This is a genomic window from Pseudarthrobacter sp. CC12 (assembly GCF_039907755.1).
Taxonomy (GTDB): Bacteria; Actinomycetota; Actinomycetes; order Actinomycetales; family Micrococcaceae; genus Arthrobacter; species Arthrobacter niigatensis.
In genome coordinates, this window is the sequence record NZ_JARDJH010000022.1 from 1 (window position 1) to 22,202 (window position 22,202).

17 protein-coding genes, 3 pseudogenes and 1 riboswitch are annotated in these 22,202 nt (G+C 65.0%); of the genes and pseudogenes, 6 read left to right on the forward strand and 14 right to left on the reverse strand.

Going from position 1 to position 22,202, the window contains the following annotated elements; genetic code table 11:
* Positions 1-78: 78 nt before the first annotated feature.
* The 6 genes and pseudogenes from PV772_RS14860 to PV772_RS14885 form a co-directional block, all read right to left on the reverse strand.
* Positions 79-360: pseudogene (locus PV772_RS14860) on the reverse strand (four-helix bundle copper-binding protein); the annotation flags it as partial.
* 113 nt (positions 361-473) lie between these two features.
* A complete protein-coding gene (locus tag PV772_RS14865) occupies positions 474-956 on the reverse strand; it encodes a hypothetical protein (protein WP_109864157.1) in 483 nt (160 codons plus the stop codon).
* 77 nt (positions 957-1,033) lie between these two features.
* Positions 1,034-1,525, reverse strand: a complete 492-nt coding sequence (locus PV772_RS14870) for a hypothetical protein (protein WP_240617872.1) — start codon at positions 1,523-1,525, stop codon at positions 1,034-1,036.
* A gap of 55 nt (positions 1,526-1,580) precedes the next feature.
* The gene (locus PV772_RS14875; RefSeq protein WP_141160731.1) at positions 1,581-2,213 is read right to left on the reverse strand and encodes a DUF3105 domain-containing protein; all 633 of its coding nucleotides are present in this window, start codon (positions 2,211-2,213) and stop codon (positions 1,581-1,583) included.
* 131 nt (positions 2,214-2,344) lie between these two features.
* Positions 2,345-2,536, reverse strand: coding sequence for a multicopper oxidase domain-containing protein (locus PV772_RS14880; protein WP_347886650.1), 192 nt, complete (start codon positions 2,534-2,536; stop codon positions 2,345-2,347).
* 805 nt (positions 2,537-3,341) lie between these two features.
* Positions 3,342-3,755, reverse strand: a complete 414-nt coding sequence (locus tag PV772_RS14885) for a four-helix bundle copper-binding protein (protein ID WP_109864155.1) — start codon at positions 3,753-3,755, stop codon at positions 3,342-3,344.
* Between the two features lie 895 nt (positions 3,756-4,650).
* Positions 4,651-4,854, forward strand: a riboswitch (cyclic di-AMP (ydaO/yuaA leader).
* Positions 4,855-4,859: 5 nt separating this feature from the next.
* On the opposite strand from PV772_RS14885, the gene PV772_RS14890 reads away from it, so the two are divergent.
* Positions 4,860-5,630: a M23 family metallopeptidase gene (locus PV772_RS14890; protein WP_240617870.1), complete on the forward strand. Its 771-nt coding sequence runs from the start codon at positions 4,860-4,862 to the stop codon at positions 5,628-5,630.
* A 674-nt stretch (positions 5,631-6,304) separates the two neighbouring features.
* Here PV772_RS14890 and PV772_RS14895 read toward each other — a convergent pair.
* The 3 genes and pseudogenes from PV772_RS14895 to PV772_RS14905 form a co-directional block, all read right to left on the reverse strand.
* Positions 6,305-7,201, reverse strand: coding sequence for a prolipoprotein diacylglyceryl transferase family protein (locus tag PV772_RS14895; protein ID WP_168225759.1), 897 nt, complete (start codon positions 7,199-7,201; stop codon positions 6,305-6,307).
* A gap of 451 nt (positions 7,202-7,652) precedes the next feature.
* On the reverse strand, positions 7,653-8,783 hold the full coding sequence (locus PV772_RS14900) for a hypothetical protein (protein ID WP_109863962.1): 1,131 nt from the start codon (positions 8,781-8,783) through the stop codon (positions 7,653-7,655).
* A gap of 358 nt (positions 8,784-9,141) precedes the next feature.
* Positions 9,142-9,792, reverse strand: a pseudogene (locus PV772_RS14905) (penicillin-binding transpeptidase domain-containing protein); the annotation flags it as partial.
* Positions 9,793-9,828: 36 nt separating this feature from the next.
* On the opposite strand from PV772_RS14905, the gene PV772_RS14910 reads away from it, so the two are divergent.
* The 3 genes from PV772_RS14910 to PV772_RS14920 all read left to right on the forward strand — a co-directional run bounded on the left by PV772_RS14910 (position 9,829) and on the right by PV772_RS14920 (position 12,683).
* Positions 9,829-10,191, forward strand: coding sequence for a hypothetical protein (locus PV772_RS14910; RefSeq protein ID WP_347886679.1), 363 nt, complete (start codon positions 9,829-9,831; stop codon positions 10,189-10,191).
* A gap of 232 nt (positions 10,192-10,423) precedes the next feature.
* Positions 10,424-11,791 (forward strand): YibE/F family protein, encoded by a 1,368-nt coding sequence (locus PV772_RS14915; protein WP_109863960.1) that lies wholly within the window; start codon positions 10,424-10,426, stop codon positions 11,789-11,791.
* Positions 11,792-12,341: 550 nt separating this feature from the next.
* Positions 12,342-12,683 (forward strand): hypothetical protein, encoded by a 342-nt coding sequence (locus PV772_RS14920; protein ID WP_347886651.1) that lies wholly within the window; start codon positions 12,342-12,344, stop codon positions 12,681-12,683.
* 436 nt (positions 12,684-13,119) lie between these two features.
* Here PV772_RS14920 and PV772_RS14925 read toward each other — a convergent pair whose 3' ends face one another.
* Positions 13,120-13,638: a hypothetical protein gene (locus PV772_RS14925; protein ID WP_133247107.1), complete on the reverse strand. Its 519-nt coding sequence runs from the start codon at positions 13,636-13,638 to the stop codon at positions 13,120-13,122.
* 473 nt (positions 13,639-14,111) lie between these two features.
* On the opposite strand from PV772_RS14925, the gene PV772_RS14930 reads away from it, so the two are divergent.
* Entirely contained in the window at positions 14,112-14,525 is a 414-nt protein-coding gene (locus PV772_RS14930) for a four-helix bundle copper-binding protein (RefSeq protein WP_165838076.1), read from the forward strand.
* 306 nt (positions 14,526-14,831) lie between these two features.
* On the opposite strand, the gene PV772_RS14935 is transcribed toward PV772_RS14930, so the two are convergent.
* Positions 14,832-17,537 (reverse strand): AMP-binding protein, encoded by a 2,706-nt coding sequence (locus PV772_RS14935; protein ID WP_347886652.1) that lies wholly within the window; start codon positions 17,535-17,537, stop codon positions 14,832-14,834.
* A gap of 1,076 nt (positions 17,538-18,613) precedes the next feature.
* Positions 18,614-18,913 (reverse strand): zf-HC2 domain-containing protein, encoded by a 300-nt coding sequence (locus PV772_RS14940; RefSeq protein ID WP_141160728.1) that lies wholly within the window; start codon positions 18,911-18,913, stop codon positions 18,614-18,616.
* 203 nt (positions 18,914-19,116) lie between these two features.
* Between PV772_RS14940 and PV772_RS14945 the strand changes: the two are divergent.
* Positions 19,117-19,200, forward strand: a pseudogene (locus tag PV772_RS14945) (four-helix bundle copper-binding protein); the annotation flags it as partial.
* Between the two features lie 226 nt (positions 19,201-19,426).
* Here PV772_RS14945 and ccsB read toward each other — a convergent pair.
* Complete coding sequence (gene ccsB / locus PV772_RS14950) at positions 19,427-20,485, reverse strand: c-type cytochrome biogenesis protein CcsB (RefSeq protein ID WP_347886653.1); 1,059 nt, start codon at positions 20,483-20,485, stop codon at positions 19,427-19,429.
* Positions 20,485-22,146, reverse strand: coding sequence for a cytochrome c biogenesis protein ResB (locus PV772_RS14955; RefSeq protein ID WP_347886654.1), 1,662 nt, complete (start codon positions 22,144-22,146; stop codon positions 20,485-20,487). The genes ccsB and PV772_RS14955 overlap by 1 nt, the downstream gene beginning before the upstream one ends.
* Positions 22,147-22,202 lie beyond the last annotated feature (56 nt).

The window sequence follows — 22,202 nt, forward strand, 5'->3', positions numbered from 1 at the left end:
AACATCATCCCCGGACGTCCGACGGGTGGGTACCGTTCGGGCCGTCCTAGTGGGCTCCGATCACGTTGACACAATCACCCGGCAGGCTTCAAGCAACGCACTCGTAATGGCTGTATTGGTGGAGGTTTGGCGGGTCAGGATGTTGCCGGTAGCGGCGCAAATGTCGGAGCAGTCCAGATCCATGCGGATACAGGCTGCAAGGTCGGCGACCATCTTTTCGCCCAGGCAGGCGTCAGCGCAGGCCGTGCAGGCCTGCGCACATTCAAAGCAGGCTCCGATGCACTCGGCCAGCTTGTCCTGATCAAGAGTGCCGACCCCCTTAGGGTGGGCACCGAGCATCGCACTGATGTGATGAGTCATGATGCAGCTCCTGTCACTGCGGCCGGGCCATTGCCGGCCGTCACGCCCCACCCTAGACCCGCCGCGGTCACGCCGTCAGCCTCTCTCGCTGGCACCACCAGGCGACAGGCGTTCTAGCGAAGGATCAACTTGGCCAGCACGACGAAGAGTCCAGGCAGGAAGAGCACCAGGCGAAGGAACGATCCGACTGCTTCGGCGGCCCTGACCTGTTCCGGCTCTGCCGGCACCGCGGTGTCGTACAGTGCTGCTGCGATCCGAAGCTGGTAGCTCAGGACCTCCTGGCGGAAGATGAACCACACGACGGCGAGGACCATCATGGCAAAGCCGAGTTCCACGGTGATGCCGGACACCGCGGAGGGCGAGGTGCCGATTCCGTAGACCACGGCGATGTAAAGACCGGCCGCGGCCACGGCCACGCAGCTTGCAAGTCCCCAGCGGTGGCGCACCCCTTTAGCTGCTGTCTGGTCCTGCCGGTTCGCCCCGGCGCGCGGTCGGTCGGCCGCGGTCCGGATGCCGCCTCTGGTCAGGGCAATCCCCGCTGCGATGGCGGCCGCAACGATGGCCACACCGAACAGGAGCAGGAACGGGTCACGCATGGTCAGGCCCTCCTGTCCCGGCTGCCCTGGGGCCGGGCATCGGACGGCTTCCTGGGAGGCAGCTAGGATCTGCGCTTTCAGTGCCATGTGGTGCGCCCATGCTCGTAGACATCGCGGCTGCGCAGCGCTGCCTGGCGGGAGACTTCGGCGAGGCGGACGCGTCCCGCCGCCCGGTACAGGTCACTGGCCCATTCGAACTCGGCGGCGGCATCCCCGTACCGTGCCTCGTCGAAAAGGCGTCTGCCGATGTGGTGGCGGACCAGAGCCTCTCTGGTGCCCGTGGCCGCCAACCGCAGCGCTTCCTCCTGCAGTCGGGCGACGTCTCCCCACCGGTACCGGCGTTGGTGGGCATGGGCGAGGACCAGCAGCGGTTTAAAGCAGTCTTCAGAGCTCTCCAGCAGCTGGTGGCCCTCTTCCAGGGCCTCCTCGTGCCGGTCCAGCAGTGACAGAATCCACACACGCTCCAGCATGGGGCAGTCCCCGAGCCGGGCTTCCACAGCGTCCCGGTCCACGATGACATCGCGCAACGTGGCGGGATCTGTGCGCCAAATATCGCCGCCCGCCGTCACTCCACCATGCCTACGGTCCCGGGAGCGGCCGGACTCTGGGCTGTCCGGTGCCACATCATCCGTTGGCCCCTCCGGTGCAGGGAGCACCGGGTTCCGGTGCCTTGGGTGACTGGGCATAGGCGGCGATGAAGGCCGTAAGGCGGGAGTCGCTGGCTTCCTGCACCGCCAGTTGCGCGCCCCAGGCTGTCGCCGTGACGGGCGCTTTCTGTTCCTTGTCGGGGCTGAGCAGGACATAGGGCTTCCCTTGGGCCAGATCGGTGAGCTCGGTGACCTCGGCGGCCGGCAGGGCAGGGTTATAGGTCAGCCATACGGCGCCGTGTTCCAGGGAATGGACGGCGCGTTGTTCACTGATGGGTTCGGTGTAGACGCCGCAGTTCGTCCACGTGGCTGAGTGGTTCCCTCCCACGCCCGGCTGCTGGGGGTATGTGACGGCACCCTGGACATGATCGCTGGATAGCCCAGTGAAAGTCTGCAGACCTTCGATGGGTTTTTTGGCTGCCTCAGCGGCGGCCTTCCGTTCCCGAATGGAGCCGGTGACGGCAACGGCGACGACGACGATAGCAGCCAGCACCAAGCCGAAGCTGCCGTAAAGGAGGATGCTCCATCGGCGCTGTTTGGCTTTTTGCTTGGCCCGGACAGCGGCAACGATCGCCTGATGTTCTGCACGTCGTTCTCTGGCGTTGCTCATGCGGATGCTCCTTTGCGATGCTGGGCGGAATCCTCCGAATTATCGGCGTCCGCCTTGCCGACGGAAGAACGGGGACGTGACCTGAGGCGCTGGAAGAAATCTGTTGATGCCGAGGATTGCATGGGGATCCGTCATTTGATGTAGGAGAAGAGGGCCATCATGCCCCGTTCTGCGTGGTAGGCGTTGTGGCAGTGCGCGAGCCATTGGCCGGGGTTGTCGGCGTCAAAGATGACGGTGACGGTCTGCTTGGGCAGGACAATGACAGTGTCTTTACGGGCCCAGTCGAGGCCGACCTGGAAGGTATGCCCATGGAGGAGGTGCATGGGGTGCCATATGTCGCTGTCGTTAATGAATTTGACCTAAACTCCGTTCCCCCGTCCTGACGTTGAAGGGCTTGTCGAAGGGCTTTTTCATATCGAAGCGGTGCCCGTTGATATCTGCCTTCATGCCCTCGAAGCGGCCGCCGGTCTGACATCGCCGGAGGCCGTTCACCGGCTGGTCAAAGTGACCTTGGCCGGGCTCCGCCCGGTGCCCTGAGCAGGAAACGTTTCCTTGGGACCTGCGCCTGTCGGCAGCCCGGGACCGGCCGCCGCGGTCCACCCCGGGGCTGTCAGTCTGGGCTCCGATCAAAAGTGCCACAGGCGCACCGGTACATCAGCACGCCCCCAGATAGCTCAGGGGCGTGACTGACCAATGCCTCCGGGAAGAGAAGTGCAGGCATTTTGTCGGCTGGGACCAGACGCATAGGCTCACCGCAATGCATGTGGGTGATCAGCATTCGCCGCAGTTGCGGGTCGTCGACTGTGCTCCCGGACGGGGCAGCTATCCCGGCCAGGGTGCTGCCGGCGGGTGGGATGGACCCTTGACTCGGGGCTGAGGACTGCCTGGGTTTCATTTATTCCTTTCGACGGACGATGGCGCCACGGTCGAAGAGATCCGTGGCGCTGGTCGCGCCCATACGCGGATTAACGATTCGACTGGCATTTTCATCCCCTGGATGCTCCGGTGGCAGTGCTCAGGGACGCATTGGGGTTGCCTTAAGTCCGGGATGCTGCAGGGCAGGCCTTCCCGCGGGTGCCGGAAGGCGTTGGATCTCCGGTCACCGTTGGGTAGGGCCCTGGGGCAGGGTCAGCCGAGCGAGCTGAGAAGGTCGTTGCATGCCTTTTCGCAACGGCGGCATGCCTCGGCACAGAGCCGGCAGTGTTCATGCATGCCTGCGTGTTGTTCGCATTCCTCGGCGCAGGCTTTGCACGCTGTGGCACAGGCCTGGAGCACCGCGCGGGTGACGTTGGCATCAAAGGCGGTGTGGCGGGAGAGGACGTTTGCCGTGACCGCGCAGATGTCTGCACAGTCAAGATCGGTGCGGATGCATTTGGTCAACTCGGCGACCATGTCTTCGCCGAGGCAGGCATCAGCGCAGGCGGTACAGGCCTGTGAGCAGTCAAAGCACGCTGCAATGCATTCGGCGAGCATGTGCTGATCGATGCCGCCAAGATCCTTCGGGTAGGCATCGAGCATCTTGTGGGTGCTTCCGTGTGTCATTTCTTTCTCTCTTTCCAATACTGAACGGGAGGAACCTGGTGCGGAGACCGGCTGATGTTTCTGATGTGCCGGCTGTTTGGCTGATGTTCTCTCTCGGGCCTCCTTCTGATCGCTGAAGGCAGGACCCAAAGGGCGGCCGCACGCGGTGTTTACGCCAGCCTGGTCGAAGGGTGCCACTTGCAGGCCCTATGGCCTGGCGTTCGCGCGGCCGGACGTGGAGAACGTGCCCTTTTATGTCCGACTGACAGACAGTTGAGTTAGGGTTAGCGCCTGCCGGCTCAGCGGTGCTTGGGGCCTGTTAGCGATGTGGGATGCCGGGGGCCGGGCGCGCGGACCCGCGAAATCAGGGAGGAGCACTCCGGGCCTTGGCTGCGCCGCGTCGGTCACAGCAACGGGCCACGACCGTGGACTGACTGACCGGGTGTCTCCGGCCTCGTGGCACCCGCTGCGCGGGACCCCGCGGAGCACGTCGGAGGCGGATTGGGCTCCGACCGGCGTCACTCTGTCCGAACGTCCCCGAGGATTCTCCTGTCCCCCGGGGATCAAAGTCTGGCGCTGGCGCTGTGCGGCGGAGTAAGGGCTAGGGTCGGACACCCCCACCACGTGGGCCTGCCCATTACAGAAGGCAACTGGCCCGGCCACTAGGAGGACGATCACGAGGCAGGAAAGGACAGCCCGCAGCGCCGCAAGCCTGCGGACCAGCAGTGGAGGCGTCGAACGTTGAAGGGCCATCTGGTCTCTCCTGGGGGCAAGTCTCGCCCAGCGTATCCTTCCGGTGCCCCGCCAGTCACCATCCCTGCCCCCTTAAGCCCGGAGCGCCTTTGATAACGGATTTGTAACCTACGCCGACGCTTCGCTAGAGTCGCACCAACACATACCCCCAACGGGTATGGATGTGACCGCTTCGCCAAACCCCGCCGGCGGTCCGTGATCCTGATCTTTCTCAGGCGGGGGCGGAGGACCCACATACGGTGTGCCATGGTGCACCTTGGGGTGAAGCCGGCCCTGTGACCACGCGTCCCAATCGCGTCCTGCAGGGCAGCCGGACAGTCCACTCGTCCGAATCCGACAGCTAACTTCGCCGGCGCCGAGAGGACCGCTATCTTGTCTGCCCAGCCAAAACACGGCCGTCGCCGCGCACTTCCGGCCGCTGCCTCAGCACGCCGCCCGCCGTTCTTCCGTGAACCCACGTTCCGGCTCCGCAGCCAGCAGTTCGGCCTAACAGCAGCCGTCACGGGAATGATCGCCCTCACTGCCCTGTCCGCGGCGCAGGCAGACCCCGGCAGCCGCGCTGCGGCCCAGCCCCGGCCAGCCGCCGTGGCAGCCCCGGCCCCGGAAACGGCGGTCACGGCAGCAGCCGACACTGTCCTCACATTTGACCGCCCGGAGGTGACCTCCCAGCCAGCGCCTGCGCCCGCTGCGCCGGCGCAGCCCGCAGGGGCGGTCAAAGCACCCGAGGTCGCCCACGCCCCGGCATCCCCTTCCAAGGGGTTGCGTGCCCCGCTCGCGTCGATTAACGTCAGCTCCCCCTTCGGCTTCAGAACCAGCCCGATCACCGGGGCCGCCGCGGAGCTGCACACCGGAATCGATTTGACCGGTGCGTGCACGACGGCGGTCTTCGCCGCCGGTTCCGGCGCCGTCACCGAGGCCGGCTGGAGTCCGTACGGCAGCGGCAACCGGATCGTCGTCGATCACGGCAACGGACTGAAGACCACCTACAACCACCTGTCCACTATCGGTGTCTCGGTCGGGCAGTCCGTGGCTCAGGGCCAGCAGATTGCAGGGGTAGGCACAACCGGTGCCTCCACCGGCTGCCACCTTCACTTCGAGGTCATGGTCAACGGCCAGACCGTCGACCCGGCTGCCTTCATCTAAGAGGTAGATGGCTGCGCTGACTGCTGTGAAAAGCGGCAGCCGCGCAATGAAGCGGTACAGTAGCGGGTGCGTCCTGCACCCTGTTTCTCTGCGGTCCTGACGGACCGCGCTCAGCGGGCTCGGGCGGATTACGCACGAGGGCCATCTGCGGGCGCCCACACAACGAGCCGGACAAAGGACTATACAGTGCAAATCCCAATTGTTGCCGCGGGTCTTTACGCCTTGGCTACGACGCCGGCCCCGGCTCCAGGCAACGAGGGTCTGAGGCCAGGGCTGGACGCGGATCAGGTAACTCCCGGATTCCTGGGTTTCGCGATGACGGCGTTCATGGTCATCGGAGTTGTCCTGCTCATGGTTTCCATGACCAGACGAATCCGGCGTGTACGTTACCGAGCGCAGTTCGAGCAAGGAAGCGAACCCGTTTCGGAAGAAACGGATGATGCCCGCAGCCAGCCTGGGGTCAACGAAACCGAGGCGACCAACGGAAGCGGACCGGGCGGTGAGGGCCCCGGACGGGGATGAGCCCGCGGCTCCCGCGGCAGGCCGTGTCGCCCAGGTACCCGGTTGGGTGGTTCCTCGCTCAGCACATGGCCGTGAAGGCCATGGCGGGCGTAGCCCCGGCCGGGGGAACTGAGTGCCTGTTGGTGCTTGGCCTCACTTTGCCGTAGTGACGATCAGGACAAGACGGCCAGCATGATGTCTGCGCCCAGAATCAGGGTGCACACCACAATGGTCAGTGTTCGCCCCCGCCGTGTGCGGGACTCCACCCGCAACGGGAAGAGCAACTGCCGGCCCAGGGTGTAGACCATGATGGAGCCGACGAAGACCAGCCCGGGAATGCTCGGTGGCCCTGCCAGCGTCACGGCCAGCGTTCCGAGGCCGATCAGCAATGACAGAAACGCCTCATAGAGCTGGACAGGGTACCTAAGCCGTCCTACCCGACGGTCCGAGGACCATAGCCCCCATCGCGAGGCGGTGGGGCGCCCGTAACAGCACCCGCTAAAGAAACATCCGGTCCGACCCAGGGTCATGCCGAAGAAGAGTCCGACCGCCGTCGCGTCCAGGATCCGGCCCGTCGGCAATCCAACGACCAGCGACCCGACGATGATGGTGGCCAGCGCACCGGCCAGGAACCCCTGGATGCACGCACCGGTTTTGAAGAACCCGCTCAGCGGCTGGCGGTTCAGGGCAAGCGACCAGAGCCGGGCACACACCCCGCCAACCGCGTTGGCCAGTACGGTGAGCCACACAGGAACTGCCGGGTCAATGCCCTGCCTGGTCAGGAACAGGGCCTGAACGAGAATAGCCAGGACCGCGCCCAGACCCAGTAGTACAGGCCAGGACCAGGCGTGGACGCCGGGCCCCTGGGCGAGGGCGTGAAACCTGGTATGAACCGAGGCTCGCTGCGGCAGGCATCCACTAAGAGCTGCGGCGCGACGCCGAGGGTCACTGTCGTTACGGGGGACCGGCGTCGCGGTGACATTCCATACCCCGCCGGTGATTCCGGATATGCGGGAGGTGACGGCGATCCGCCCGGTTCCCGGCTTGATCGAGTCGACATCTTCATACACTTCGAATCGTTCCGGCGGCGCCCCGACGCCTCCATCGGCCCGGTTACCGAAAAACCGGACAGAGAGATCATTCGGCCCCTCCCATGCGGCGGTGTCGAGCCAATACGTGGCGACCAGCCCCTGCGGCTCAAGCGGGTCGAAGAGCTTGGTACTGCGGCCTGTTTCTTTGGTGAGTGAGTGCGCGGTCGGGGCTGGCTGCGCTGCGGCAGATGGGCGGCGCGGGCCGGGACGTGCCGGGGTATGCCTGGCCGGGGAGTGCCCGGGTCTTTTCGGGGCCGGCCTCCGCCGTTTCTTAGTCATCGTGAATATGTCCTTCTGTGATGCGACCGCAGGGGATCAGAAAAGCGGTGAGATACGGTCGGAACGATTGGACAGTTGTCCGGCGTCCACAGGGCTTTCCGTCCCTCCTGGGGACGTCGTGCCGCGGTGGGGTCGATTTGGAATGCAAGGCTCATTCGGCAGGGCTGGAGATTTCCTGTTCTGTGCTACCGGGCTCATTGACGGCACGGGAAGCGGGACCGAGCACGAAAACCGTGGCAAATGAGGCCAGGGCGGCGACAATCACAACTCCTGTCAGCATCTCCAGGGACCACAGGACGCTCCGTGCCATGTTTGTTGCCAGGAGCTGGCCCGGCCAAACCAGCAGGGGCAGCAACGAAGCCAGCACAAGCTCCTGTGGGCGAAGCGGGACGCTGAGCCGCCGCAATGCAAAAAGAACGACATCGAGGAGCGCTCCGGCCGCCAGGGCTGCGATCACCGTGCCCATGTTGCGAAAATCCCCAAGGACGGCAGCCAGCAGGGCTACCGAGGTCACCACGATCAGTGCCGTCCCCGGCCTCGCGAGCCGGAAACGAATCAAATACGCCAGGGGAACGACGAGGATCAGCGAGGTCAGCACGTAACTTGCCAGACCCGCCGACGCTAAACCTTCCGCAATGTTGTGCGCATCAGTACCCTCAGGTGCGTGCCCGACGGCGACGGTCGCTGAATCCGTGATGAATCCGGAGAGAAAGCTCAGAGCGAACGCCGCGATGCCGGCGATCCCCAACACACCCAGCGTCGGCGCCAAGCGCCCGCTCATCGACAAGGGGAGGGCCCGAAGACGGAACGCCCGGACCGGACCTGACAGCAGGAGGGCACCACCCATGAACAGCAAAAGATGCGTCGGACTCAGCAGCGCGTCGAGTCCGAATTCCACCCCGAAGATCTGATGCCAGACCATGTCCAAAACGCCGCTCACCGCGAACAGTGCGGCACCGACAGCGGCCAGTCCATAGCCGGCGGGGAGGCGGGCGGGGCGATCAAGCCTGTACCGTGTTGCGGTGCGTCTGCTGATGACAGCCAGCCACACGATGAGCAGCAGCAGCCCCCCGTACAGAAGTGCATGCCACGGGGTGAAAAAGGAGTCCGGAAGACCGAGAACGTGAGCGCGTCCATCCAGATAGACGGCCGTGACAACGGCGATGCCGAGAGCCGCCGCGATCAGGTCTTCGGCAGCGGTGCTGGCGGGCGTGTTCTTGTGCGGATCTGCTCCGGAGCGTTTCCCCGGCTGCAGAGGCTCAATTCGGGGGTTAGAAACCATACCGACCTCCGTGAGATGGATCCATGCGCTTCGCATGCGGTCGTTCCCGCCCCGACCCCGGTCGTTTGTGGAGTCTGGGCATTTGGGCTCTCGCGTCACGAAATGTGCGTTCAATAAATCAAAAATATACCCCCGGGGGGTATTTGTCAAGGGTGCAGCGGGTCTGCTCCGCGGCTGCCCGCATCCTCCGTTGTCATGGCCTTCGGAAGCCAGCCGCCACATCCGAGGCTCCGCGGCCTTCACGCCGCTTATTGCAGCCCCTGCCCTTGGTTCCGCGTCGGCCCGGCACCGTCGCTGAGGGGCTTGATTGAGGGGAACGTACTGGGTTATGGCCAGCAGGATGCCGCTGTCCTGGTCGTCCATTGGTGACGTTCTGGCCTGCCCGTTGCTGGCCTTCCAGTGCGTCCCCGAAGAACGAAGCGGTGGCCAGACCTGTGGTGTAGCCGACCACCCAGGTCGCGCCGTTGTTGTTCGATGTCCCGGTCTTCGCCGCCACGGGTATCTGGGATGGGATCTTCGGGTTGATATAGACTCCTGAGCCGCGTTTGAGCACGTCCTGGAGTACGTAGTTCATGCCCCTGGCAACGTCAGGTTTAACGGCTTCCCTGCAGGAGGCTTCCGGCACCGGAAGCTGGCTGCCGTCGGCCGCGGACACCGCCTGCAGCGCCCTCGGGGCGCAGTACTGACCGTTGTTTGCGAAGGTTGCAAACGCGCTGGCCATATTCAGCGGGGACACGCCAATGGCACCGAGCAGATTCCCGAGCTGGTGCATGTTGACGGGGGTGCCATCCAGACCGTTGCGGATTCCCACGGCGTCAACCACCTTCTGAATTCCGCAGAAGTCCAGCTGCGCCGCGGAGGCGAACGTGGCCGTATTGATCGAGTTGTAGAGGCCGTAGTTGACCGGCATCGAGCGGTAGTACCCGTCTTCAGCGTTCTGGAGGTCGTCGGTTGCGTCCAGTCCGGCGGCTTTTTGGGCCTTGCTGTATGCGCCCAGGACTTTACCGCAGGTGACGAAGTTTCCCTCACCACGCCTCCTGGAGTGGTGCCAGCTGGCAGCACGAGGATGCCGCTTCCGGCCCGACGGCTTGTCCTGATCGGCGCAGCCTGCATGCTCGTGGGGATTCTGGCAGGCCGGTTCATCTTTGGCGGCCTTGTCCTGGCTTCGGCAGGAACCGGGACCCTGGCCGTGGCGCTCTCCTACAGTGCCGGCCCCAGATGGTTCTCCCCATTGTCCTGGCTCGTCAGCAGCGCCGGTGCGATCTGGACAGCAGCAACGGCGGGGTACTGGTGGGTCATTACCGCGGCCGCTGACGCCTCTGCGGCCGCACCAGCCATCGCGCCGGCCTTGTTCTACATCGGCCTCGGGGCACTCATCACCATGGCGGCCGGCTGCTCGCAGCCATGATCCTGCGGACAGTCCGGAGCCGGGGAGCCAGTCCGGGCCTGGAGCTGACAGAGGAACCCGGGAAAGGACAAGGCTCCGCCGCTCAGCCGCAGCCTCACTAGGGCGAATGACAGTGGGCAGGACGTGCGACACGCTTGCTTAACGGGGCTGGGCACAACACAGCCCCGACAGCCGTCAGTGCGGGAAGGGATCCCTTGAGCCGTAGAGTTCACTGCGTGAGGTTGAACTACTGATGGGCCACGGACACACCCACTCTCTTACCGAGACGGATCCGTCATCGGAGGCGGTGGCCCTGAGGCGTCGGGCAAACCGGCTGCTTTTCGCCGTCCTGGTACCACTGGCTCTGCTGACGTTGGCCGCCATGATCCTGATGTGGCCCTCCGGGGGCAGAGAAGGCCTCACCCTTGCCAACCCGTACGCCGGTGCGCCCGGCGCTACCTTTGAGACCGGCAAGATCCAGCGCGTGGTTCAGGAAAGCTGTACCCAGGAAGCAGACCCGGATGCCGGCGGACAGGGTGCATCCGAATGTGTCTTTGCGTTTACCGAGCCGGATAAAGGTGGCAGCCCGGTCAAGGTGATTATTAACCCTGACGTCGCGAAGTCCCATGGGGTAAAGGCCGGAGACAACATCAGCTACGTGGATTTGACGGCATCCGTAGGTGCCGGCGCCGGGCAGCAGGCCACACCCCGGTTCATTTTTGTCGACTTCGTCCGTACCGTGCCGATTTTTCTGCTGGCCGTCCTGTATTCCGTCGTGGTCGTCGCCGTGGCTCGCTGGCGCGGGCTCCGGGCTCTGGTTGGACTGGTGGGCGCATTCGCCGTGCTGGCCGGGTTCATGCTCCCCGGCCTGGTGGAAGGCAAACCCCCGCTGCTGATCGCAGTCGTAGGGTCGACCGTGATCATGATCGGCATGCTGTATTTCGCGCACGGGTTCTCCGCGCGAACATCCACCGCACTTCTGGGCACCATGTTCGGGCTGGGCGTCACCGCGCTGCTGGCGGCCTGGACAACGGACGCGGCGAATCTGTCAGGTCGCGGAAGCTTCGAGGCCGCCACCTTGGCCAACATATCGGGCGACATCTCGATCTCCGGCATCGTTCTGTGCGGACTGATCATTTCCGGGCTTGGCGTGCTCAACGACGTCACCATCACCCAATCGTCCGCGGTATGGGAACTCTACGAACTGGCTCCGGAAACCTCCGCCCGCAAGCTCTTCAGCTCCGCAATGCGGATCGGACGCGATCACATTGCCTCCACCGTCTATACGATTGCGTTCGCCTACGCAGGCGCCGCCCTTCCCATCATGATCATAGTGATGCTCTACAGCCGCCCCCTGGGCGAGGCGCTGACCAGCACCGAGATGTCGGAGGAGGTGGTCAGAACCCTGGTCGGCTCCGTGGGGCTGGTGCTCGCCATCCCTGTCACGAGCTTCATCGCCGTCCTGGTTGTCAAAGCAACAGGGCCCCGGCGATCCTTCCCTTGGGCCCGTTCCGCAGGTGCGAACGCTTCCCGAATTACAGGTGTCGACACAATCCTTTCCAGGGGCAGGGACCAGCTGCCGACAAATGCACCGTTGAAGTCCAAACCGGATGCGAGATAGACGCAAGGGCACTTCCATTGAGAACAGATGTCGCGACGGTGCGGATAGGCTTCCCTGACGGCCCAGACCGCGGCGCTGCGAGACTAGTCTGCTGAACGCAGCAACAGCCGGGGATGTGGCTGCTGCCTAGCTTCCGCATTTTGTGTCGTATCCCTGTCCGTCTTGGCCGGGCCGGCTGCTGGCGGACCGGGATGCAGGTAATTCAGGTGAATTCGTAGCCTGGTTGGGAGCACCTGGTATGTACGCGTGATTGTCAATAGTGCGTGGGGAAGCGTTCGCGCCCAAGTGGCTGGGACCGCTTCATTTGGTGAGGGACAAGGGCCGGGTTGTCCTGGTGCTCACCCCTTGTGGGCCGGGCCTGGCAGTGTCCAGCCTGTCGTTGGCAACAGGCCGCGGCACGCAGAGACATGCGCGGGTTGGTCACCGCAGGACGATGTGTTCGACTGGAGATTACAGCCGACGTCGAGCCTGATGAGCAAAGAGGAAATGTATGAGGCCCTGCGCCATACACGCCCACTGCATCAGCGACGTTCAGTTTCCGGAGGACACGTTGGATCTGCTGCATACCAGCGGGGTGGCCGTGGCGGTCATCGGGCTGTGCCTCCTGATAGGGAGGCTCGGGGACCGGCTGGGCGCGGATCTGCTGCTGCCGCTTCGCGGCGCCGGGGCGATGACGCTGACCCTTTACACGGTGCACGTGGCCGTGGTGGCGTCGTTTCATCCCCAGCCGCTGCCGCCGGGATGGACCGAGGAAGGAATGTACTACACCCAGGCCACGCTGGTCGTGCTGATAGGAATGGTCTTTGCGCTCCTGAAGACCCGTGGTCCCCTCGAATGGCTGGGTCATGCAGCCAACCACGAGGGACGCAACGATCCGGACAGGCTCCGCTAGAAGACATGACCATGAGATTGGTTGCCGAAGGTTGCCAGTAACGTGGCAGGCTGCGCACTCCGCGGCCAGCTCCAGCGGCTGGCATTCAGCCGGGTAGCTGACCTGCACGTCCACTATCTGCCTACAGCGGCCTTAAGGAACCCGGGAAGCGATAGCCCGTTTCGGCCGAAGGCTGCACCCCATCGAGCAGCTTGCCTGCACCCTGACCTAAACGCCCACGAATGTCAGACAACTCGAACAACTGAACACTGCCTTCCTTGATACCCCACCCGACGAGGATCGCCGGGTGGGGTATCGTCGATCGATCAAAATAACGCAACTCAGGATGGGCCGATGTTGTCCTTCGCTGTCTATGGGTAGTGGAAACGTCGTCGAGCGTGCTGGCGCTCGGGGAAGGCCTTCCAGGCTTCGGCGCAGGAATCCGCTCCGGTCATCCCTAGCTGGGAGGGGAGGCCGCGGGTCGTCGGAATTCGGGGGGAAGGGCGGAATCGGCTTTGGCTGCGGACTCCGGGGCGCACCGCTCCAGGGCGTTCCTGGCCACCAGCAGCAGTCCCACGGGTCCTCCGGTTTCGTCGTCGATGGGGAAACGCGCGTCCGGGTAGCGGCGGGAGAACTCGACCATCATCTCGACGTCCTGGTCCAGCTTTTGCCGGGTCGTCTCGTCGATTCCGGCCTGGCACTGGGAGGCAAGTTCGTGCAGGGCGTCGTGGACCCGGTCTACTTCCGCAGATGGCACAGGGGAGCCGGTGGCGGGTTCGGTGATTCCGGGATTGGGGCCGGTGGAGGCCGGACGAGGCCCGGCCAGCAGCATGCCGGTCAGCAGCGCGCCGAGGATCAAGGCGGGCAGGCAGAGGACGATGATTCCGGCGAGAGCGACAGGGCGCCCTCCTGCCCGGCGAAATGAGCGGGTCCACGCCAGGAACCTGCTCATCAACGGCCCGGGATGAGTCGGCATCTGCTCAGGTCCACCTTCCACAAAAACGTCCCCCCACTTTACCCGCTCCACGGCTGCGCCGCTCACGGGAGAAACAGGAGAAGTCCGGCGATGACGTGGACGAGCGGTCCGCAGCCCCTGGATGACGTCGATGTCGAACAGCGCCTGGCGTGCAGGTCCCGCTTTCCTCCGGCGTGTTCAGTTCACGGGGTGCTCCGGGAGCCTAGCGGTCGCTGAAGGCCTTGGCTATGCTGGCCCGGAGGTGTTCGACCCGGAAGAGCCGGGATCCGGTGTATGGGCTGAGTCCCCGGTTCCGCCTGGCGGCCTCCGGGCGGTGGCGGCATCCCCCTTTGCCCGCCACTCGTTGCCGGTTCCGCGGACCCGGGTACCTTGGCCTGCAGCACGTCGCCCTTGTGGCGGACCGACGCAGCACTTGCCCCCAAAGGCCGGGGCTGCGGAGAACTCGAAGTCGAACTAATCGAAAGGCGGCAAAAGTGACCCACGCAAGCGTACACACCATGCTCGATACATACCCGAAGGACCTCGGCAACATCGACCAGCACAAGCTGGCCGAATGCATCGACACCTGCCTCGAATGCGCCCAGACCTGCACGGCCTGCGCGGACGCCTGTCTCAGCGAAGACATGGTCGCGGAACTGGCCAAATGTATCCGGACCAACCTTGACTGCGCCGACATCTGCCTCACGACCGGGAACATCCTCTTCCGCCATACCGGCTATGACGCGAACATCACCAGGGCCGTCCTGGAAGCCTGTCAGACCGTTTGCAGAGCGTGCGCGGACGAGTGCGAACGGCACGCCGGCATGCACGAGCATTGCCGGGTATGCGCCGAAGCGTGCCACCGCGGCGAGCAGGCGTGCGCGGAGCTCCTGGCCTCGCTCGGCTGAAGCATGCGGAACGGGTCCGGACTGCAGGGACAGGCGCCCTTGCCATCCGGATCCGGCGTCCGTCCCCCGGCCTTAGCAGTTCCGCAGGGTCCTGGCCCTCGCATTGTCCTCCGGGCAGTTGCTGACTCCGTGGTGCCCGTGGGGTTTGGCGGTGCTCCAACGCCGCCTCCCGTACCGCTTGTGGGGCCAGACCCGGGTCGTCGTCGATGGTGCCGGGGCTATAGCGGGATCGGGCAGGTCGGTGCTGCAACTCTGGGGGACGGTGGGCTGCCGTTGTACTCCGCGGCGTGCGGGTACTGTGGGCTTCTACGCCGGAAGTGCTTGCCGTCGGGCCTTCCAGCGCCTCCACAGCCGTGACTGGCCGCGCTCTGCGGCACCCATGATCCGCGCCGCGATGGCCCAATACGCGATGCCTGCGGCCACGGACAGCACCAGGGCCAGTTCCGGCTGGCCCTCCTTGAAGTCCGGGAACACCACCCAGTGGGTCACGTAGATGTACAGCGACGCGCTGGCAACCACTCCCACAGCACGGTGAAGAACCCTAGGCAACGGGATGGCCGGAATCCACGTGACCATTAGGATGCCCGCCAGGATGGTTGCTTCGCGCCAGGGGTCCCCGAAGTAGCCTGGCAGGGTCAGCGCCGCCAGGATGGAAAGCGCCAGGCGCTGCGGCCACGTCCGGGCCCGGGCAATCGCCCAGCCCAGGGCGAAGAGCCACAGCACGGGGCGCGTGTGCAGGATGTCCAACGGCACCAGGTTGTAGCGGAACACCAGCCCGAGGCCCACGAGTGCCAGGGGAAACGCCAGCGGGAAGCGTTTCTCCGCGCGGTGCGCCCAGGGGATGGACAACAGCGCGATCATGCCCACCAGGACGTACACCAGCACCTCGATGAACCAGAAGTGCCAGGCGTCAGTCCATCCCGCGGGCCCAATCATCGTGTTAAGCAGAAAAAGGTTGGCGATAGTGTAGTGGAACTTGTCGCCGGACAGCAGCATCACCGCGCCGATGAACGCCACCGTGGGCAGCACCACCCTGGCCAGGCTGCGGAGTTGGCGCCGGAACCGGGGAAGCCGCTCGCCGCCCAGTTGGAAGCGCGCGAAGTTGTATCCCGCCACCGCCACCAGGACATGGGCCGTGCCGGGCCAGCGGATCAGGTCGATGTGGGTGCTGATGATGGTCAGGATCGCGACCGCCCGCAGCACGATGCTGGTCTCGAGCGGCGCGATGATCCGCCTGAGCCTGCGTTTGGGCTGGCTTGGCCGGCGCGGCGTAAGGTCTTTGATGGGCGTCACGTGCCAGTTGGCCGGCAGATGGCCCAAAGCCCGCTCCAGCCGGAGCGACGCCGCCACGTAGGACAGCGAGTCGCCGCCCAGCGAGACGAACGTATCGTCGTCGCCGATGTCCTCACGCTCCAGGGCGTCGGCGAAAATCCGCTTCACGTCCCCGGGCGGGCCGCCCGCGGCAGGGTCCCTGCCGTCGCCGGCAGTTCCGCTCCCGTCCGCGACGGCGGTGCCAGCTGCCCCGGTGCCGCCCACACCGGTGCTTGACCCCGGAATGAGGGCTGCAGGCAACTTCGTGCTTCCGGGAGACGCAGCAGCGAGGGTAAGGACGGCGGGATAGTCGGTCTTGCCGGTCGCCAGGCGGGGCAGTTCGGCGACGGCGTGAACTGTGACAGCAGGGCGCGGCAGGCCCAGCTCCTGCGCGAGCATTTTGGCGAGCATCCGACCGTCGTGGGTTCCTTCGACGGCAGCCACGAGCTGGGAGTCCGTCCCGGTGCAGGCTGCACTGATGCCCAGGCCGGCGAGGACCTTTTCCACCTGGCCGAGGTCGATCCGCAGGCCCACGATTTTAACGAAGCGGCTGCGCCTGCCCACCACCTCGAACAATCCGTTGGAGTGCTGCCGGGCGAGGTCACCTGTGCGGAGCTCCCGGACGGTCCGACCCAGGGCCAGGTCCGCGGGCTCCTGGGCGTAGCCGAGCATCACGTTGGGCCCGCTGTAGACAAGCTCGCCGGGCCCTGGTCCGGGGTCAATCGGGCCTCCAAGGTCATCCGGGCCGGGGACAGGGTCGATCCGGAACTCTCCTCCGGGAACCGGGATGCCGATGGTTCCGGGGTTCTCCTCGGCCAGGTGCGGTGGCAGGTAGGCCATCCGGGCCGTGGCCTCGGTCTGTCCGTACATGATGAACAGGTCCCAGCCCTTGCTGCGGCCCAGCCGTGCGTAGCGGGTAACGGCCTCCGGCGCCAAGCGTCCGCCCGCTTGCGTGATGTAGCGCAGGGTGGGCAGGTCCCGGCTAGCGAAGCCCGCACGGTCGAGCAATTCGAAGGTGTAGGGCACGGCCGCAAAGGACGTGGCGCCGCGGTGCTGGAACAGCTGCCAGAAGCACTCATCCACCACGGACAGGCCGGTCAGCACCAACGCCGCGCCGCGAAGCAGATGGCTGTTGATGACCGAGAGCCCGTAGCAGTAGTACATGGGCAGCGTGGTCATGGCCCGGTCATCGGGGGTGATGCCCAGGTACTCGGCAATGGACTCGGCGTTGGACTGAAGGTTGCTGTGCGAGAGCCGCACCAGCTTGGGTGATCCCGTGGAGCCGGACGTGCTGATCAGCAAGGCCAGGTCCGGGTGCAGCTCGTGGATGGTCGCGGCCCGGATCTCCTCCAGCTGCAGCGCACCGGTCCCGTTCGCGCCGGGCGCAGGACGGATGACGACATCGGGATCGTAGGCGGCCACGAGCGAGGAGAGGGCGGCCGGGTTGTCCGCCGGGGCCAGGAGCAACGGATGACCGCTGGAGAGCGCGGCCAGGTAGGCCACCAGGGTGTCGATGCTGTTGTCGGCGGCGAGCACGACCAGCCGCCGGAAGGTGCCCAGACGGTGCGCGAAATCCTGCACCCGTCCGGCCAGTTCACTGTAGCTGACGGCCCGGGAACCTGTGAGGATGGCGGGTCGGTCACCATGGCGGGCAAGCCCCGCGGCAAAGGTAACCCCCGTGATTTCAAGGGGGAGAGTCACTGCGCCACCATAGAGGGAAGGCTTGCCTAACTTCAACTGGAATAATTAGGAAACGCTTGTGTGACGTATCATGTAGTTCCATCGGGGCCGCACTTCCGGTTCGCTCGAGGCACCACGGTCTGTGAACGATCGTTCAGCGAAGAACATCCCCCTGGCCGGGACGGCGGGGCGATCCTCACGGAGCGGTCCACTGCTGCGCGGTCGATGCGCTGGAGAGATACGACACCAGGACGGTGACGCCAAGAATCCACAGGTTGGGTCCGCCGCTTTGCCAGGGAACGGTCGCCAGCTATGAGGAGTCTCGCTGGGAACACAGTCAGTCACGTTACAGCGCGGCGCCGAAGGGACTGTTCGGGATTGCCGCCCGTGCTGTTCACCGTTAAGCGTGTTCTCCAACATTTCCAGGCTGTGGCCGAACGAAACCGGCGGCCCGATGCTGTACAGCGTTACACGCGTAGCTGGTTGCCGGCGGAAAACCGCGTGAGCAAGGGCGAAGAAATCTGGATCACGGATCGCGCGACGCTTCGCGACGTCGTCGGGGACCGGCAGGCTCCGAAGCAACGGCTGCGAGGACCGCGCAGCTCTGAAACGGGTCTGGGTCCTATCCCTCCTGGGGCACGAGGACGCCGCCCTCGCTGAGGGTCTCGCGCTGCTGGTCACCTCCAGTGAGAGGCTCCGGCCCTTGCTCCTACTCGCCCAGGCCTATCAGCGCCAGTACCAATGGCATGAAGCAGCCCGGCTGCAAGAGGACGCCCTTCGCCTAGCCAGGAGTGCGGCCCTGGAAGCACTAGTTCGCCACCAGATCGGCCGGCGCCTCTTTGATGAAGCCCGATATCGGGATGCAGCAACCGAATTTGAATGGGCCCACGACCTCTACCGTACGGCTGGCCGAGACCGCCTCGCAGGTGTTTCAGGGCCAGCAAGAGATCGGGCCCGGCAAGTCCTGACACAACAGCCACATCAGGGGAACGCCCATGAGGCAAACCAATAGCCGGGTTGAAATCGCGGCCACTGAATCCGGTTAAGAACACGCAGCCCCGGCCTGGCCTCTCCAGTTAAGGCGGCAACTTATGCCCTCATCGGAGGTGCCAGCGCCAGAGATCCCATAGGGCCGCGTACCAGCCCGTACTCTTGGCCGTCAGGACGACCTTCGGTTTTCCGGGAGCGTGGACTGCACCGAACTCGGTGAACATCTCTACTTCTTCCAGCGTGAGGAGAGCCAGCAGATCAGGCACCCCGGCCATCTCGGCTACCTCCAAAGTGCAGCGCGTGCACTGGGCCAAATGCAACTCATATGCAATCCGCTCCGATGGAGCCAGGGAGCCAAGAACATAAGCAGCGGCCCATCGGCCATAGTTGTCATTCTCGTTATTCATTTGTTCGGCGGCCTCCCCAAACGGAACGGAATCGGGCAGGTTTCCTGCAGGACAGGCGGCTCACCTGTTTATCTATAGACGTCAGCGCTACGGTTCTTGGTTCACATAACCTGCGTTTTCATGGGGTGTGGACCGGCACAACCTGGCCGAAATGCGCAGACACCTGCTTCGAATGCGGCGCAGACCTGCGCTGCCTGGGCCGCATGCACGAGCATTGCCGCATCTGCGCCGAAGCGTGCCGCCGCTGCGAGCAGGCGTGCGCGGAACTGCTGGCCTCGCCCGGTTAGAGCCCGTGGCAGGCCGGAATGCAGGCGTAGCCCGGCCCTCACGGACGCCCCTGCCGGGGTGCCGTGGGCCACGCAACAGAGCGCCGGGTTCGAAGCCACCTCCTTTGGAGAGCCCGAAACGTCTATTCCGGCTCGGGCGTCACCTGCCTGCGCGCTACTCTGTCCCGTGGCGGCAGTCCGGAAGAAGAACACTTCGCCTCATGCCTGAGCATCCTGCTTTTGACTTCTACAGCCCTGAATAGGAGTGAAGGCCGTTGAAGAACTGGTTGACGATGGTGAAATTGAAGACCACGCACAAGTAGCCCACGATCGACAGCCAGGCCGCGCGGGTCCCGGTCCAGCCGCGGGTGGCCCGGGCGTGCAGGTAGCCGGCGTAGACCACCCAGATCACGAACGTCCACACTTCCTTGGTATCCCAGCCCCAGAAACGGCCCCAGGCCTTCTCCGCCCAGATGGCGCCGAACATCAGCGTGAAAGTCCAGCCGATGAAGGCTATGGCGTTGATCCGGTAGGAGAGGTTTTCCAGACTCAGGGCTGACGGCACCAGGCGCATGAATCCCAGTTTGTCAGGGCCGCCGGCGGCGAGCGTCTTCTGCCGGTGCGACTGGACCAGCTGAAGCGCCGACATGGCAAAGGTGAGGGTGAACAGGGCCGAGGAGAGCACGGCGATGGAGACGTGGATGATCAGCCAGTAGCTCTGGAGCGCGGGGACCAGGTGCCCCACCGGAGTCCAGTAGGCCACGGAGGCAGCAACCAGCATGATGATGGCCAGGCCGAGCACGAAGGTGCCCAGGAAGCGCAGGTCGCGGCGGATGAGGGCCAGCAGGAACACGGCCGCCACCAGGAACGCGCCGGTTGTGAGGAATTCGTACATGTTGCCCCACGGCACACGCCCGGCACCCAGGGCCCGGGTCAGCACGCCGGCGGCGTGGATCGCGGCGCCCAGGACGGTCAGGGCGACGGCGACCCGGGCGGGTACCCGGCGTTCCGTTGCGTAGCGCATGTCCCCGGCGGCGGTGCCGTCCTCGACGGTGAAGCCTGACGTCGGGCGCTCCGCCCGCCCTTCCGGTCCGTCGGCGTCGTTCCCGCCCCGGAGCCCGGCAGCCACCGGAATCCTGACTTCGGCAGCGGCCGAATAATTCGCTTTCAGGTCCACGGCCTGCAGCATCTTGGAGCTGTTGGCGAGGTCCCAGGCGAAGGCGATGAACGCCACAGTGTAGGTGCCGGCGGCGAGCAGCATGAACAGTTCGCTGTACTGGCCCATAGTTTCGTTGAGGGGGAGCATTACTGATCCTTCCTGGTGGTTGAAGAGAGGAAGTCGGAGGTATCGGAGGCAAGCTGCCACTGGCGGGTGAGGAGTTCGTGGATCGCGGCGGCCTCGCCGGCCAGGCGGTGGTCCTCGCCGCGGGCCAGCAGCCCGTATTCGACCATGGTGCGCCCGTCTTCGTGGGTTCCCGTCCTGACCCACACGCGGCGGCGGTTCACGTAGAGCGAGGTGATGAGTCCGGCGACGGCCAGGAGCGAAAACACCAGGACCCCGGCCTGGCCGGGCGTGGACCGGACATCGAGCCCGATGTAGCGTTTGAGCCCGTCGAAGCTGATGCTGCCCTTCCCATCGGGAAGAGTGTAGGTGGCGCCGGGGGCGAGGGTGATGCCGCCCGCCGGCAGGTCCCGGCCGTTGAGTTGAGTCAGCTTTTTCACATCCAGGACGTAGACGTTCTGCGGGACGCCGGTATCCAGGCCGAGGTCCCCGTAGTAGGAGTTCAGGCTCAGCTGCGGGTTCAACGGGTCGGGGTCAAAGCTGTAGGAGACGCCCTGGTCGTTCTTGATCGCCGAGGGCAGGAAGAACCCGACGAAGCCCAGCTGGGACGGTGCGGCGTCGGGGACCTTGATCACCACCGAGGAGGTATAGACCCCGTCGCTCGGGACAGACACCACGGGGCCGCTGAAGGCGGTCTTACCGGTCCCGTCCTTGACGGTCACGACGGGGGCGTAGCCGTTGCCGACAAGGAACATCCCGGTTTCACCGAAGTAGAGCGGATCGTTGACCTTCAGGATCTGCTGGCGCGGCGGCGCGTCTGCTCCGTCCCTGGTGGTCAGGGCGGCGGTGAAGTCGATCGGCTGGCCGAACTGTTTTGTTGATTCCCTGTCGAAGCGGACCTCGAACTTATCCAGTGTGACGCCGAAGGGCTCCAGCCATGCGGGGTTGAAGTTTGTCCCGGGCGTGAAGGCGTCGTAGCTGACAAGGGTGTTGATGAAGCTGTCGCCTTCAACGATGATCTTTTGTCCGCGGTATCCGAACATGCCCCCGATCGCCACGCAGACCAGCACGCCGATCAGCGAGGTGTGAAAGAGCAGGTTGCCGGCCTCCTTCAGGAAACCGCGCTCGGCGCCCAGGGAAGGCCGGTCGCCGTCGGCGTCGCGGACCTCGACCCGGTAGCCTCGCTTCTTCAACACTCCGGCGGCATCGCTGATGGCGGCCGCCGCGGAGGTTCCCGCGTCCGCGGGGAGGACCAGGGTTCCGTACTCGGGGAGCCGGGACAGCCGCCGGGGCGTGCGTGGCGGGCTCGAGCGCAGGGCCTTGAAGTGCGCCCTGGCCCGGGGCAGTACGCAGCCGATCAGCGAGATAAAGAGCAACAGGTAGATGGCGGAGAACCAGACCGAGGTGTAGACATCGAAAAGCTGGAGGGCATCGACCATCGGCCCGACACCGGGGTTGTCCTTCAGGTAACGGGTGACCGCGGCTGCGTTCACCGGCCGCTGCGGGAACAGCGAGCCGGGCACCGCCGCCACGGCCAGCAGGAGCAGCAGGAACAGGGCCGTGCGCATGCTGGTCAGTTGTGTCCAGGCCCAGCGGAGCATGCCCTTGGCGCCAAGGGCCGGCAAGGTCACGGTTGCGGTTTGTTCCTGAGGTGGTTCGGTATTCGGTGGGGTAGTTGTAGTCATGGGTTGTCTTCTTGTCTTGACGGGCGGGTAGGTTGCGGACCAGTGGGGGGAGAATT

What these genes read in the sequence shown, in the direction of transcription:
- PV772_RS14865 (WP_109864157.1), bottom strand. Translation starts at nt 956, where the DNA reads ATGCGTGACCCGTTCCTGCTCCTGTTCGGTGTGGCCATCGTTGCGGCC.
- PV772_RS14875 (WP_141160731.1), bottom strand. Translation starts at nt 2,213, where the DNA reads ATGAGCAACGCCAGAGAACGACGTGCAGAACATCAGGCGATCGTTGCC.
- PV772_RS14880 (WP_347886650.1), bottom strand. Translation starts at nt 2,536, where the DNA reads ATGCACCTCCTCCATGGGCATACCTTCCAGGTCGGCCTCGACTGGGCC.
- PV772_RS14885 (WP_109864155.1), bottom strand. Translation starts at nt 3,755, where the DNA reads ATGACACACGGAAGCACCCACAAGATGCTCGATGCCTACCCGAAGGAT.
- PV772_RS14900 (WP_109863962.1), bottom strand. Translation starts at nt 8,783, where the DNA reads ATGGTTTCTAACCCCCGAATTGAGCCTCTGCAGCCGGGGAAACGCTCC.
- PV772_RS14915 (WP_109863960.1), top strand. Translation starts at nt 10,424, where the DNA reads ATGGGCCACGGACACACCCACTCTCTTACCGAGACGGATCCGTCATCG.
- PV772_RS14925 (WP_133247107.1), bottom strand. Translation starts at nt 13,638, where the DNA reads ATGCCGACTCATCCCGGGCCGTTGATGAGCAGGTTCCTGGCGTGGACC.
- PV772_RS14940 (WP_141160728.1), bottom strand. Translation starts at nt 18,913, where the DNA reads ATGAATAACGAGAATGACAACTATGGCCGATGGGCCGCTGCTTATGTT.
- ccsB (WP_347886653.1), bottom strand. Translation starts at nt 20,485, where the DNA reads ATGCTCCCCCTCAACGAAACTATGGGCCAGTACAGCGAACTGTTCATG.
- PV772_RS14955 (WP_347886654.1), bottom strand. Translation starts at nt 22,146, where the DNA reads ATGACTACAACTACCCCACCGAATACCGAACCACCTCAGGAACAAACC.